This is a genomic window from Enterobacter sp. 22466 (assembly GCF_052044775.1).
In the GTDB taxonomy this organism is placed as follows: domain Bacteria; phylum Pseudomonadota; class Gammaproteobacteria; order Enterobacterales; family Enterobacteriaceae; genus Enterobacter; species Enterobacter dissolvens.
In genome coordinates this window covers 761,659-775,341 of sequence record NZ_JBQENX010000001.1, presented here as the reverse complement: position 1 = coordinate 775,341, position 13,683 = coordinate 761,659, and the positions used below count along the sequence as shown (strand labels likewise).

Here is a 13,683-nt window from a genome sequence, read left to right as displayed (position 1 = left end):
GTTGCCATGTCCGTCACCTCACACAAATGGCTGCTGCGGGCCGCCCCGTGGTTTTTACCTGTCGGCATAGTTCTTATCTGGCAACTGGCCTCCTCCACCGGCTGGCTTTCGAGCCGCATTCTGCCCTCTCCGGAGGGCGTTATCGAAGCCTTCTGGTCGCTGAGTGCCAGCGGCGAGCTGTGGCAGCACCTGGCCATTAGCTCCTGGCGCGCGTTGATTGGGTTTTCCATCGGCGGCAGCATCGGCCTGGCACTGGGGTTGATCAGCGGCCTTTCCCGTTGGGGTGAGCGTTTATTGGATACCTCTATTCAGATGCTGCGCAACGTACCGCATCTGGCGCTGATCCCACTGGTCATTTTGTGGTTTGGCATTGATGAGAGTGCCAAAATTTTCCTCGTGGCGCTGGGCACGCTGTTCCCGATTTACATCAATACCTGGCATGGGATCCGCAATATCGATCGCGGGCTGGTTGAGATGGCACGCAGCTACGGGTTATCAGGATTTGCCCTGTTTATCCATGTACTCCTGCCAGGTGCCCTGCCCTCCATTATGGTCGGCGTTCGCTTTGCGCTCGGCCTGATGTGGCTGACGCTGATCGTCGCAGAGACCATCTCAGCCAACTCCGGTATCGGTTATCTGGCGATGAACGCCCGTGAATTCCTGCAAACGGACGTGGTGGTGGTCGCCATTATCCTTTACGCCCTGCTGGGCAAACTCGCTGACGTCAGCGCCCAGTGGCTGGAACGTAGCTGGCTGCGCTGGAACCCGGCCTATTTCTCTCAGGAGGCGAAAGCATGAATACCGCCCGACTCACACAGGGGACACCGCTGTTACTCAACGGCGTCACAAAACGCTACGGCGAAAAAACCATTCTTAACGCCCTGGATCTGCATATCCCCGCCGGGCAATTTGTGGCCGTGGTCGGTCGCAGCGGCGGCGGTAAGAGTACGCTGCTGCGCCTGTTAGCCGGGCTGGAAGCCCCGAACGGCGGGGAAATTCTGGCAGGGACAACGCCGCTTGCCAATATTCAGGATGATACCCGCATGATGTTTCAGGACGCGCGCCTGCTGCCCTGGAAAACGGTAATTGATAACGTCGGGCTGGGTCTGAATGGCCACTGGCGGGAGGAGGCGCGTCAGGCGCTGGCCGCCGTCGGGCTGGAGGATCGCGCCGGTGAATGGCCTGCGGCCCTCTCTGGCGGGCAAAAACAGCGTGTAGCACTGGCGCGGGCGTTGATACATCGTCCTGGCCTGCTGCTGCTCGATGAGCCGCTCGGGGCACTTGATGCCCTGACGAGGATTGAAATGCAGGATCTGATTGCCTCACTCTGGCAAGAGCATGGATTTACGGTCCTGCTGGTGACGCACGACGTGAGCGAAGCCGTCGCCATGGCCGACCGGGTGTTGCTTATAGAAGAAGGGAAAATAGGTCTGGATCTGACGGTGGATATTCCACGTCCTCGACGTGTCGGTTCGGCAAGACTGGCAGAGCTGGAAGCGGAGGTGCTGGAGCGGGTAATGAAGCGTGGTGTGAATGAGCGCGCGTTGATTACGGCTAATGCCTGATGCCTTCACCCGGCCCTCTCCCACGGGGAGAGGGTGGGATTAGCGTTTATATTACGCCAGCGCCTTCGAAATCTTCTCGTACAGATCGCCAGAGAGATTTTCCAGCCCTTTAAGCTGCTCAAGCGCAGCACGCATCTTCTCCTGACGCTTCGCGTCATAGCGTTTCAGACGGATCAGCGGCTCAATCAGACGTGACGCCACCTGTGGGTTACGGCTGTTCAGCTCGGTCAGCATTTCCACCATGAACTGATAACCGCTGCCGTCTTCCGCATGGAACGCTGCCGGATTGCTGCTGGCAAACGCGCCAATCAGAGAGCGAACGCGGTTCGGGTTGCTCATGGTGAAGGAGCGGTGCTTCAGCAGACTGCGGACTTTGCTGAGCGCATCGGCCGCCGGGCTGGTCGCCTGCAGAATGAACCACTTGTCCATCACCAGACCATCCTGGTGCCACTTGTCGTCGTACTCCTGCATAAGCGCATCGCGGCACGGCAATTCGGCAGCAACACTCGACGCCAGGGCCGCCAGCGCATCGGTCATGTTATCCGCTTCGTGATACTGCTTGCTCACCAGCGTGTTCGCCAGGTCCACGTCACCAAAAGCAAGGTAGCGCAGGCAGGTATTGCGCAGGGAACGTTTGCCGATGTCCTCATGTTCCACGCGGTACGCATCCAGCTTGTTGGCGTTATAGATTGCCAGGAATTCGTCCGCCAGTTCGGCCGCCAGCGTGCGGGTCAGCGCTTCACGCACTGCCACGATGGCAATCGGATCGATGATATCGAACAGCTCAGCAATTTCGGTGGCTGACGGCAGTGTCAGAATTTCCGCCGCCAGAGCCGGATCGATATGCTCGTCCAGCAGGACCGCACGGAATGCGTCAGCCACATGAACCGGCAGCGACAGCGGCTGGCCCTGCTGATGGCGATTCACGTTCAGCTTGATGTACGTCGCCAGCAGGCTTTGCGCGGCATCCCAGCGGGAGAAATCGTTGCGGGCGTGACGCATCAGGAACGTCAGCTGCTGATCGCTCCACTTGTACTCCAGCTTCACTGGCGCAGAGAATTCACACAGCAGCGCAGGCACCGGCTGGAAATAGACGTTATCGAAGATAAAGGTCTGCTCCGCCTGGGTCACGTTCAGCACATGGTGTACCGGGTGGCCGCCCTTCTGCAGCGGGATCACTTTGCCTTCGTTATCATACAGTTCAATGCTGAACGGAATGTGCAGCGGATGTTTCTCTTCCTGCTCAGCCGTTGGCGGCGTGCGCTGGCTGATGGTCAGGGTGTACTGCTCGGTCTCCGGATTGTAATCATCTTTCACGGTGACAACCGGCGTACCGGCCTGGCTGTACCAGAGACGGAAGTGAGAGAGATCCACGTTGGAGGCATCTTCCATCGCCTGCACAAAATCATCGCAGGTGGCGGCGCTGCCGTCGTGACGCTCGAAATAGAGCTGCATCCCTTTCTGGAAGTTCTCCTCACCCAGCAGGGTGTGGATCATCCGGATAATCTCCGCCCCTTTTTCATACACCGTCAGGGTGTAGAAGTTGTTCATCTCGATGACTTTGTCCGGACGAATGGGGTGCGCCATCGGGCTGGCATCTTCCGCAAACTGCAACCCACGCATGGTGCGTACGTTGTTGATGCGGTTAACCGCCCGCGAGCCCAAATCTGAGCTGAACTCCTGGTCACGGAAGACGGTCAGACCTTCTTTCAGGCTCAGCTGGAACCAGTCGCGGCAGGTAACGCGGTTACCGGTCCAGTTATGGAAATACTCGTGGCCAATAACGCGCTCGATATCGAGGTAGTCTTTATCGGTAGCGGTATCGGTACGGGCCAGCACGTATTTGGAGTTAAAGATGTTGAGACCTTTGTTCTCCATCGCCCCCATGTTGAAGAAGTCGACGGCGACGATCATATAGATGTCGAGATCGTATTCCAGACCAAAGCGCTCTTCGTCCCACTTCATGGAGTTGATAAGCGAGGTCATCGCCCATGGCGCGCGATCGAGGTTGCCACGGTCAACGAACAGTTCCAGCGCCACTTCGCGGCCAGAACGGGTTTTGAAGGTGTCGCGTAAGACGTCGAAATCACCCGCCACCAGCGCAAACAGGTAGCATGGTTTCGGGAACGGATCCTGCCACTGTACCCAGTGACGGCCATTTTCCAGCTCGCCCTCACCCACGCGGTTACCGTTGGAGAGCAGGAAAGGATAAAGCGTTTTATCCGCGATGATTTTGGTGGTAAAGCGCGCCAGCACGTCCGGACGGTCGAGATACCAGGTGATGTGGCGGAAACCTTCCGCTTCACACTGGGTGCACAGCGCCACGCCAGACTGGTAAAGCCCTTCGAGCGCCGTATTGGCGGCAGGGCTGATTTCATTCACGATGCGCAGCGTAAAGCGTTCCGGCAGGTTGTCGATAACCAGCTGGTTGCCTTCTTCTTTATAGTCAGTCCAGGCGGCATCATTAATATGCAGGGAGACCAACGTCAGGTCTTCGCCATCCAGACGCAGCGGCACTGCCGTCGCGCTGTGGCGCGTCACCTGGCTTACCGCCGTCACAACGGTTTTAGTGGCATCCAGGTCAAAAGTCAGATCGATATCGCTAATCAGGTAATCCGGCGCACGATAGTCGTGGCGGTATTTGGCTTGTGGCTGTTGTGTCATAGAAAACCTTATGCATCGTTTGTCGAATAACGAATCCAGTCTATTCCTGTTGTGTAGATCGCGCTATGCAGAATGTTCATCTTTTCAGGTACAAACACCCTTTTTGCTACATTTGTATAACACGGGGCACAAAATGCCCTCGACCATAAAGAGCGCTTATGTTGTGATCGGGGTTCAATAAATCACTAAACAAGGTATACTCCGGAGTTGTTTATTGTACTAAACGCTCCTGTGAGAGGATGCTACTGCGCACCTATGACTCGATTCGCTTCTCCTGTTCTGCATACGTTGCTGGATACCGACGCGTATAAACTGCACATGCAGCAAGCCGTTTTCCACCATTACTATGATGTTGATGTTGCGGCGGAATTCCGCTGCCGTGGCGACGACTTGCTTGGTATCTACGCAGACTCCATTCGTGAACAGGTCGATGCTATGCAGCATCTGACGTTGCAGGACGACGAATACCAGTGGCTTTCCGGCCTGCCTTTCTTTAAATCTGACTATCTCAACTGGCTACGCGACTTCCGCTATAAGCCAGAGCAGGTCACCGTCACCAATGATAACGGCAAGCTGGATATTCGCCTTGAAGGCCCGTGGCGCGAAGTGATCATGTGGGAAGTTCCGCTGCTGGCCGTGATCAGCGAGTTGGCTCACCGCTACCGTTCGCCGGAAACCGGGGTGACTCAGGCACTGGGCGCGCTGGAAAACAAACTCGCGGGGTTTGCCACCCTGACGGATGGGCTGGATATGTCCCGCTTCCGCCTGATGGACTTTGGCACGCGTCGCCGTTTCTCTCGCGACGTTCAGCGGGCCATTGTCGAGCGTCTGCAGCAGGAGCCGTGGTTCGTGGGCACCAGTAATTACGATCTGGCGCGTCGTCTGAACCTGACACCGATGGGTACCCAGGCACATGAATGGTTCCAGGCACATCAGCAGATCAGTCCAGATCTGGCCAACAGCCAACGTGCCGCACTGGCCGCGTGGCTTGACGAGTATCCGAATCAACTCGGCATCGCCCTGACCGACTGCATCACGATGGATGCGTTCCTGCGTGATTTCGGCCCTGAGTTCGCTGAGCGTTACCAGGGGTTACGCCATGACTCCGGGGATCCGGTTGAATGGGGTGAGAAGGCGATCGCCCATTATCAAAAACTCGGCATCGACCCGATGAGCAAGGTGCTGGTCTTCTCCGATAACCTCGATCTCGCGAAAGCGGTTGAACTCTATCGCCATTTCAGTACCCGAGTGAACCTGAGCTTCGGGATTGGCACCCGTTTAACCTGCGACATCCCTCAGGTAAAACCGCTGAATATTGTGATAAAACTGGTGGAATGTAACGGCAAGCCGGTAGCGAAGCTCTCCGATAGCCCGGGTAAAACCATCTGTCATGACAAAGCATTTGTCCGCGCGTTACGCAAAGCTTTCGATCTCCCTCAGGTCAAAAAAGCCAGTTAAGCGCTTAAGGGAGCCAAATGGCTCCCTACTTCTTATTTATTTCTTAATTCTTCTCTTTTGACTGCGAAATTTACTTGTCTGATAGCGGATGGCAGGTAACATAGATATCCCCCCATTTGGGTGGACAAGTGTTTATTTTTTCCGACTATTAACAGAGAGAATATTATGAGCGTTGTGCCTGTAGCCGACGTACTCCAGGGCCGTGTCGCTGTTGACCAGGAAGTCACCGTGCGCGGATGGGTGCGTACCCGCCGAGATTCTAAAGCTGGCATCTCCTTCCTTGCCGTCTATGACGGTTCCTGCTTTGATCCTGTACAGGCCGTCATTAATAATTCTCTGCCCAATTACAATGATGACGTTCTGCACCTGACAACCGGTTGTTCCGTAATTGTTACCGGCGTGGTTGTTGCATCACCGGGACAGGGTCAGAGTTTTGAAATTCAGGCCACTGCCGTTGAAGTGACCGGCTGGGTTGAAGATCCGGACACCTACCCGATGGCCGCAAAACGTCACAGCATCGAATATCTGCGTGAAGTGGCTCACCTGCGTCCGCGCACTAACCTGATTGGTGCGGTTGCCCGTGTCCGCCACACGCTGGCGCAGGCACTGCATCGCTTCTTCGACGAGCAGGGTTATTTCTGGGTGTCTACCCCGTTGATCACCGCCTCCGATACCGAAGGTGCTGGCGAAATGTTCCGCGTCTCGACGCTGGATCTGGAAAACCTGCCGCGCACGCCGGAAGGTAAAGTGGACTTTGACAAAGACTTCTTTGGTAAAGAAGCCTTCCTGACAGTGTCCGGCCAGCTCAACGGCGAAACCTACGCCTGTGCACTGTCTAAAATCTACACCTTCGGCCCAACCTTCCGTGCGGAAAACTCCAACACCAGCCGTCACCTGGCGGAATTCTGGATGCTGGAGCCTGAAGTGGCTTTCGCAGACCTGAACGATGTCGCTGGCCTGGCGGAATCCATGCTCAAGTATGTCTTCAAAGCGGTACTGGAAGAACGTGCTGATGACATGAAATTCTTCGCTGAGCGTGTCGATAACGAAGCGATTGCACGTCTGGAGCGCTTTGTTTCCTCCGACTTTGCCCAGGTGGATTACACCGATGCAGTCGCTATTCTCGAGAAATGTGGTGAGACGTTTGAGAACCCGGTTTACTGGGGCGTGGATCTCTCTTCCGAGCATGAGCGGTACCTGGCTGAGAAGCACTTCAAAGCACCGGTTGTTGTGAAAAACTATCCGAAAGACATTAAGGCGTTCTATATGCGCCTTAACGAAGACGGTAAAACCGTTGCCGCAATGGACGTACTGGCACCGGGCATTGGTGAAATTATCGGTGGTTCCCAGCGTGAAGAGCGTCTGGACGTGCTGGATGCGCGCATGCAAGAGATGGGGCTCAATCCGGCGGATTACAGCTGGTATCGCGATCTGCGCCGTTACGGTACTGTGCCACACTCAGGCTTTGGTCTGGGCTTCGAACGTCTGATCGCCTACGTCACAGGTGTTCAGAACGTACGTGACGTTATTCCGTTCCCACGTACGCCGCGTAATGCCAGCTTCTAAGTAACCAAAATCATAATGGCCAGCATTTGCTGGCCATTATTTTATTCTGCTCTGTCAATTTTCGTCAGCGAAAAGTAAGCACCTCTCAACTTTGACCCCGTCACAACCACTAGTTGTTACGTTTTGTTTCCACGAAATATCTACGAACAAAAAATAAACCCTATTCTTATTGCGATTATTTAATCCTCAAGCAATAGCACAAATTTCAACCAAAATCACAGCCATCCAGAAGTCCTTTTTGAGTCATAAGAAAAAATGAGTCGTTGAAGGTGCGCGTATACGAATTGCCTTTATCTAAATTAATTATAAGGAATTCATATATATAGGAATCTGCTTGCCGTTTAATTCGCCACGTCTTTCTGAAATTTGAGGTGGTTCACAAAGTTCCGAAAAATACATATTTAGTTACATATAATTTCTTTTTGTTACTCAATCTTGAAAACTGTAGCACTTTCAGGCTAGCGAAACGGTTCTATGAATGGAAAGATGCCTGACAGATACATAAAGACACCAAACTCTCATCAATAGTTCCGGAAATATTTATTGACGGAATTTATTGGCGGCAGTGGCGAGTGTCATAAAAAAACCAATGAGGGTAATAAATAATGATGAAGCGCAATATTCTGGCAGTGGTAATCCCTGCCCTGCTGGTAGCCGGTGCAGCTAACGCTGCAGAAATCTATAACAAAAACGGCAACAAACTGGATCTGTACGGGAAAGTGGTTGGTGAGCACGATTTCGTGACCTCCGGTGACAACACAGACAGCAGCGATGCTACCTATGCTCAGATCGGTTTCAAAGGCGAAACCCAAATCAATGACCAACTGACCGGTTACGGCCAGTGGGAATACCGTGCTCTGGCAAGCCAGCCAGAAAGCAGCCAGACTCAGCGTACCCGTCTGGCGTTCGCTGGCCTGAAAGCTGGTGATGCAGGTTCCATCGACTACGGCCGTAACTACGGTATCGTTTACGATGTAGAATCTTACACCGATATGGCGCCATCCTACTCAGGTATGACCTGGGCTAACTACTCTGATAACTTCATGACCGGCCGTACCACTGGCGTTCTGACCTATCGTAACTCTGACTTCTTCGGTCTGGTTGATGGCCTGAGCCTGGGCCTGCAGTATCAGGGTAAAAACGATCGTACCGACGTTAAAACCGCTAACGGTGACGGTTTTGGTACCTCTGTTGGTTATGAATTCGGCGAAGGTTTCGGCCTGATCGGCGCATACAGCAACTCTGACCGTACTAACCGGCAGACCGCTGACGGTAAAGGCGAGAAAGCGGAAGCATGGGCTGTTGGTGCTAAGTACGACGCGAACAACATCTACCTGGCAACCACCTACGCTGAAACCCGCAACATGACCCGTGAAGAAGACGGTTCATTCGCAAACAAAACTCAGAACTTCGAAGTTATCGCTCAGTACCAGTTCGACTTCGGTCTGCGTCCATCCGTGTCCTACGTTCAGTCTAAAGGTAAAAACCTGGCTCAGCGCGGCACCTTCGCGGGCGGCGATGCTGACCTGCAGAAATTTGTTGAACTCGGTGCGACTTACTACTTCAACAAAAACTTCAACATCTATGTTGACTACCAGTTGAACCTTATCGACGACACCGACTACTCTCGTAGCGTGGGTATCGTGAACGGTAAAGACGACCAGGTTGCAATGGCTGTAACTTACCAGTTCTAATCAGTACACCACTTTGTTATATGCTTAATGAACAGGGCTTCGGCCCTGTTTTTTTATGCCTGACAGAAAATAATGGCGACTTTTGAAAAGCCGCACGCTTTTCGTCGCAAACGGTTGGCATTTTGTAAATCTACCGTTAACCTGATAGCGGATTTCACTTCTGTAATCACAATGGAACTTCGTCATGTTTGAGAACATTACCGCCGCTCCTGCCGACCCTATTCTGGGCCTGGCCGATCTGTTTCGTGCCGACGACCGCCCTGGCAAAATCAACCTGGGTATTGGTGTATATAAAGATGAAACCGGCAAAACCCCGGTACTGACCAGCGTAAAAAAAGCTGAGCAGTATCTGCTGGAAAATGAAACCACCAAGAACTACCTCGGTATTGATGGTATCCCTGAGTTTGGTCGTTGCACGCAGGAGCTGCTGTTCGGTAAAGGTAGTACAATTGTGAGCGACAAACGCGCGCGCACAGCACAAACGCCTGGCGGTACCGGCGCACTGCGCGTGGCGGCGGATTTCCTTGCAAAAAATACCGCTGTTAAGCGTGTCTGGGTGAGCAATCCAAGCTGGCCGAACCATAAGAGCGTCTTTAACTCTGCGGGTCTGGAAGTGCGCGAATATGCGTATTATGACGCCGCACACCACGCTCTGGACTTCGATGGCCTGCTGGCAAGCCTGAGCGAAGCACAGGCAGGTGACGTGGTACTGTTCCACGGTTGCTGCCACAACCCAACCGGTATTGATCCTACGCTTGAGCAGTGGGAACACCTGGCTAAGCTCTCCGTTGAGAAAGGCTGGCTGCCGTTGTTTGACTTCGCCTATCAGGGCTTTGCCCGTGGTCTGGAAGAAGATGCTGAAGGTCTGCGCGCATTCGCAGCTGTCCATCAGGAGCTGATCGTTGCAAGCTCCTACTCCAAGAATTTTGGCCTGTACAATGAGCGCGTAGGCGCCTGTACGCTGGTCGCGGCAAGCGAAGAGACCGCCGAGCGTGCGTTCAGCCAGATGAAATCTGTGATCCGCGCAAACTACTCTAACCCACCGGCACACGGTGCCTCTGTCGTTGCCACCATTCTGAGCAACGATGCGCTGCGTGCGATCTGGGAACAAGAGCTGAACGATATGCGTCAGCGTATTCAGCGCATGCGCCTGCTGTTTGTAAATACTCTGGCTGAGAAAGGGGCTGACCGTGACTTCAGCTTTATTATTAAGCAGAACGGGATGTTCTCTTTCAGCGGCCTGACCAAAGAGCAGGTACTGCGTCTGCGTGAAGAGTTTGGCGTGTACGCCGTGGCCTCTGGCCGCGTGAACGTTGCAGGTATGACCCCTGACAACATGGCGCCACTGTGCGAAGCGATTGTCGCCGTACTGTAATGTAATTAGCGCCCACAAAAAAGCCTGCACTATGCAGGCTTTTTTTTATTATCCGAATTTACCAGACAGGCATTTCATCCTGAAGGAAGGGGTTATGCACCCGCTCGTAGCCCAGCGTCGACATCGGGCCATGTCCAGGGATAAACGTCACATCATCACCCAGTGGCAATAACTTCTGTTTAATCGACTGGATCAGCTGTCCGTGGTCGCCACGCGGAAAATCGCTGCGTCCTACGCCACCTTTGAAAATCACATCGCCGGAAATCAGCAGACGAGACTGGTCATCAAAGAAGACGATATGGCCTGGCGTATGCCCAGGACAATGCAACACCTGTAAAGTCACATTCCCTACGTTCACACGCGCTCCTTCGTTTAACCAGCGATCGGGCGTCAGCGGCTGACACTCATCGAGGCCAAACATGCGGCTTTGGGCTGGCAAACCCTGCAGCCAGAACTCATCTTCTTTTTCCGGACCGATCACCGGCACACCATAGTGCTGTGCCAGCTCCGCCGCTGCGCCGACATGGTCAAGGTGACCATGCGTCAGTAAAATCTGCATCAGCGTCACACCGCTTTCTGCAACTTCCTGTTTGATCTTCTCAGCGTCACCGCCGGGATCGACAAGCGCGGCCAGTTTGGTTTGCTCACACCAGATCAATGAACAATTCTGGGAGAACGCCGTAACCGGAATAATACGATAGTTCATACTGCTCCTGTGTTTCGTTATTACCAGTGCCGAACTGGACCGGTATCAATATGCACAAAGTTACTACTTGGGTAATATCCTACACCACCTGCGCGCATAGATAACGCAGCTTTGCGAATATTGGCTAACGAAACGCCTTCAATATGGAAGTCCATTGCCTGTCCCCTGGTGTGATAGCTTTTTTTCGCTACCCCACGGCTGCGGGCGCGCAATTCATTATTGGTATCAATGGAACGATAACCCGAAATGAGTTGCACCGGCTTGCTGGTACCCAGCAGGCCCTGAAGGCGGAACAACTGGTCAAATAATCCTGGGTCGATGGCTTTTACTTTATTCGCGCGGAAATCACGGAAAAAATGGTTAAGTCTTGCTAATTCATCCTGAATATAGCCTCTGCCATCGAAGAACTCCGCTTTTAGCGACTCACCAGTATGCAGATTGTTGAGCGTTAAAATACGCGGACGAGGTGTCGAGAGGGTGGCAAATGCTGGCGTCGGCAGGATGGCCGCTGCGCCGAGCGCAACGCCACCTAACGCCAGCAGTTTGCGGCGATTAGCGTCAAATTTGTCCATGATAATCAGGTCTACAGGTCAAAGAAATCGTAATATGCTTAGCGCACGAAGGGCACCTTAACTGGCAAAGCCGACGACGTCAAGGCACCCAACCCCAGCAAATACGCGGCTTCCAGCCATATCGCCACGTATTTACCCTAACTTACGACAACCTTTTTTCCCGAACTGCTTCATTTACCTGATTAATTGTTCAGCTTTTGGCAAAATTTGTGCGCCGGATCGCGCGGTGAGATCATAATTGTAAATATCTGTACGATACTGAGTACGCCCATCTTCGCCAACAAACGCCGTCAGATAGTAAAGATTGACCGGAATATTGTGTCGAATATTAACGTAACGCGTATCCCCTTGTTTCAGCGCATCAGAAATGCGCGTATCGTTCCAGCCCGCATCCTGCAACAGCATATTCGCCAGTTCCGATGCCTTATTCACACGAACGCAGCCTGAGCTGAGCGCGCGGGCATCTTTCTGGAACAGATTATGGTTCGGCGTATCATGCAAATAGATAGCGTCCGAACTTGGCATGTTGAATTTATAGCGCCCCAGCGAGTTATGCGCACCCGGAGCCTGCTGGAAACGGAATGGCAGGTTCGACGGCGTAATCGTTGACCAGTCAACCATCCACGGATCGATCGTCTCTTTGCTGTTCCAGCCGCGGATCACCGTATAGTTATGACGCTCCAGATAGCCAGGATCGTTCCAGACCTTAGGCAGAATATCCTTGCGCGCCAGCGTCGGCGGCACGTTCCACGGCGGGTTTACCACCACGTTATTCAGGGCGCTGCTCATCATCGGCGTTTTTCGGTCAGGCCGCCCCACAATCACCCGGGAGGCCAGCACCTCGCTACCGTTCTGATAATAAACCAGCGAATACGCCGGAATATTCACCATAATCCCGGTCGACAGCGTTCCCGGCAGCAGGCGTAAACGCTGGATATTCAGCGCCAGCACCCCAGCGCGCTGAGCAGGCGAGACGTTCAGCCAGTCGCGGGTGGATGGACCGATCACCCCGTCTGCGCCCAGCCCCTGCGCGGCCTGGAACTGCTTAACCGCCGCGACCAGCTCGCGATCGTAGGCGGCGGGTTTGTTGCTCTGTGCAACAGCCTTTTTCTCTTTTACCGGGGCCGACGGGCTGACGACCGCGCTTTGCGTATCGTCGCCAGGCAGCGCAATCTTGGGACCGCTTTCGAGAATGCCGGAGCGTTTCATAATTTCGCGGATTGCCGGGACATCGCTGCTCCACTGCCCCGGACGAAGCGTGGTTGTGCCACGCACCTGAGGCCACGGGCGGGAATCGGCAACCAGCTCAAGCAGCGACTGATGCATGGTGGCATATTGCGGATGCGCCGGCGCCAGGCTTGCGATAAAGCGCGGCAGCTCTCCGTTATCCAGCGCCAGTTGCCACTGGTTAATGACCGACAGCGCCGGTGTCGCCAGCTTGTACGGTTTTTGACTGTATAACCAGCGGTTGCCATTGACCGGAATACCCGCCACAAACTGGAGGTAGCCCATCATGGCATCAGACAGCACCACATCGCGCGCCTGACCGGTTACAGTCGGATCGGTCAGGAGCTCAACCCAGGTGGTGAATTGCGGCTGAAAACCTGCAATGGCGACTTCCGCCAGTTGCTGCTGGAAAGCCCGCACGGCGTCCCGGTTTTCCCACATCGGCTTCATATCACGTGCGGCATAAAGCAGCGCAAGCTGGTTAATGTAGGCAGGCGTATATCCGGCAGGAAGTCCGGTAAGAAGCTGCTGGCGGAGCGCGCCGGCGTCGATACCTTCGGGTAGCGGCCTGATACCCGCCATAATGGCCGTCGCCGGAGATTGATCCAGCGGTTGTGACAGCGACGTCGGCTGCGCACCCATCGTCGCGGAACTGTCTGACGGTACAACTTCAGGCTCATCGGCCTGAGCGCTTAACAGTGGAGCAAACATCACCGCCAGACACAAACTCAACGCTGACAGCTGATGACCACGATTTTTCTTTAGCAACATCCCTTGCCCCCTGTTTTCTCACGACATGCCCATCACACTGGGGCTTTTATTCATTATAGGAAGGCACAAACGCAGTTGCCTTACC

10 protein-coding genes are annotated in these 13,683 nt (G+C 54.1%); 6 read left to right on the top strand and 4 right to left on the bottom strand.

Annotated features, from left to right (window positions below; all coding sequences use genetic code 11):
* Positions 1-6: 6 nt before the first annotated feature.
* Entirely contained in the window at positions 7-798 is a 792-nt protein-coding gene (gene ssuC / locus ACTJJI_RS03615; RefSeq protein ID WP_083021140.1) for an aliphatic sulfonate ABC transporter permease SsuC, read from the top strand.
* Positions 795-1,565 carry an aliphatic sulfonates ABC transporter ATP-binding protein gene (ssuB, locus tag ACTJJI_RS03610; RefSeq protein WP_014831302.1) on the top strand — a complete coding sequence of 257 codons (771 nt, stop codon included), beginning with the start codon at positions 795-797 and terminating at the stop codon, positions 1,563-1,565. Before ssuC ends, ssuB begins: the two co-directional genes overlap by 4 nt.
* Before the next feature lie 51 nt (positions 1,566-1,616).
* On the opposite strand, the gene pepN is transcribed toward ssuB, so the two are convergent.
* Entirely contained in the window at positions 1,617-4,229 is a 2,613-nt protein-coding gene (gene pepN, locus ACTJJI_RS03605) for an aminopeptidase N (RefSeq protein WP_163281280.1), read from the bottom strand.
* 255 nt (positions 4,230-4,484) lie between these two features.
* On the opposite strand from pepN, the gene pncB reads away from it, so the two are divergent.
* From pncB to ACTJJI_RS03585, 4 genes are all read left to right on the top strand, one after another.
* On the top strand, positions 4,485-5,687 hold the full coding sequence (pncB, locus tag ACTJJI_RS03600; protein ID WP_063412856.1) for a nicotinate phosphoribosyltransferase: 1,203 nt from the start codon (positions 4,485-4,487) through the stop codon (positions 5,685-5,687).
* 165 nt (positions 5,688-5,852) lie between these two features.
* Positions 5,853-7,253 carry an asparagine--tRNA ligase gene (asnS, locus tag ACTJJI_RS03595; protein ID WP_221346117.1) on the top strand — a complete coding sequence of 467 codons (1,401 nt, stop codon included), beginning with the start codon at positions 5,853-5,855 and terminating at the stop codon, positions 7,251-7,253.
* A gap of 605 nt (positions 7,254-7,858) precedes the next feature.
* Positions 7,859-8,947, top strand: a complete 1,089-nt coding sequence (locus tag ACTJJI_RS03590) for a porin (protein WP_050859796.1) — start codon at positions 7,859-7,861, stop codon at positions 8,945-8,947.
* 184 nt (positions 8,948-9,131) lie between these two features.
* The gene (locus ACTJJI_RS03585; RefSeq protein ID WP_014831297.1) at positions 9,132-10,322 is read left to right on the top strand and encodes an amino acid aminotransferase; all 1,191 of its coding nucleotides are present in this window, start codon (positions 9,132-9,134) and stop codon (positions 10,320-10,322) included.
* Positions 10,323-10,380: 58 nt separating this feature from the next.
* On the opposite strand, the gene ACTJJI_RS03580 is transcribed toward ACTJJI_RS03585, so the two are convergent.
* The 3 genes from ACTJJI_RS03580 to ldtD form a co-directional block, all read right to left on the bottom strand.
* Positions 10,381-11,028, bottom strand: coding sequence for an MBL fold metallo-hydrolase (locus tag ACTJJI_RS03580; RefSeq protein ID WP_440653074.1), 648 nt, complete (start codon positions 11,026-11,028; stop codon positions 10,381-10,383).
* Positions 11,029-11,048: 20 nt separating this feature from the next.
* Positions 11,049-11,600 carry a YcbK family protein gene (locus tag ACTJJI_RS03575; RefSeq protein ID WP_013097290.1) on the bottom strand — a complete coding sequence of 184 codons (552 nt, stop codon included), beginning with the start codon at positions 11,598-11,600 and terminating at the stop codon, positions 11,049-11,051.
* A 174-nt stretch (positions 11,601-11,774) separates the two neighbouring features.
* The gene (gene ldtD / locus ACTJJI_RS03570; RefSeq protein WP_046888159.1) at positions 11,775-13,598 is read right to left on the bottom strand and encodes a L,D-transpeptidase; all 1,824 of its coding nucleotides are present in this window, start codon (positions 13,596-13,598) and stop codon (positions 11,775-11,777) included.
* Positions 13,599-13,683: the final 85 nt, after the last annotated feature.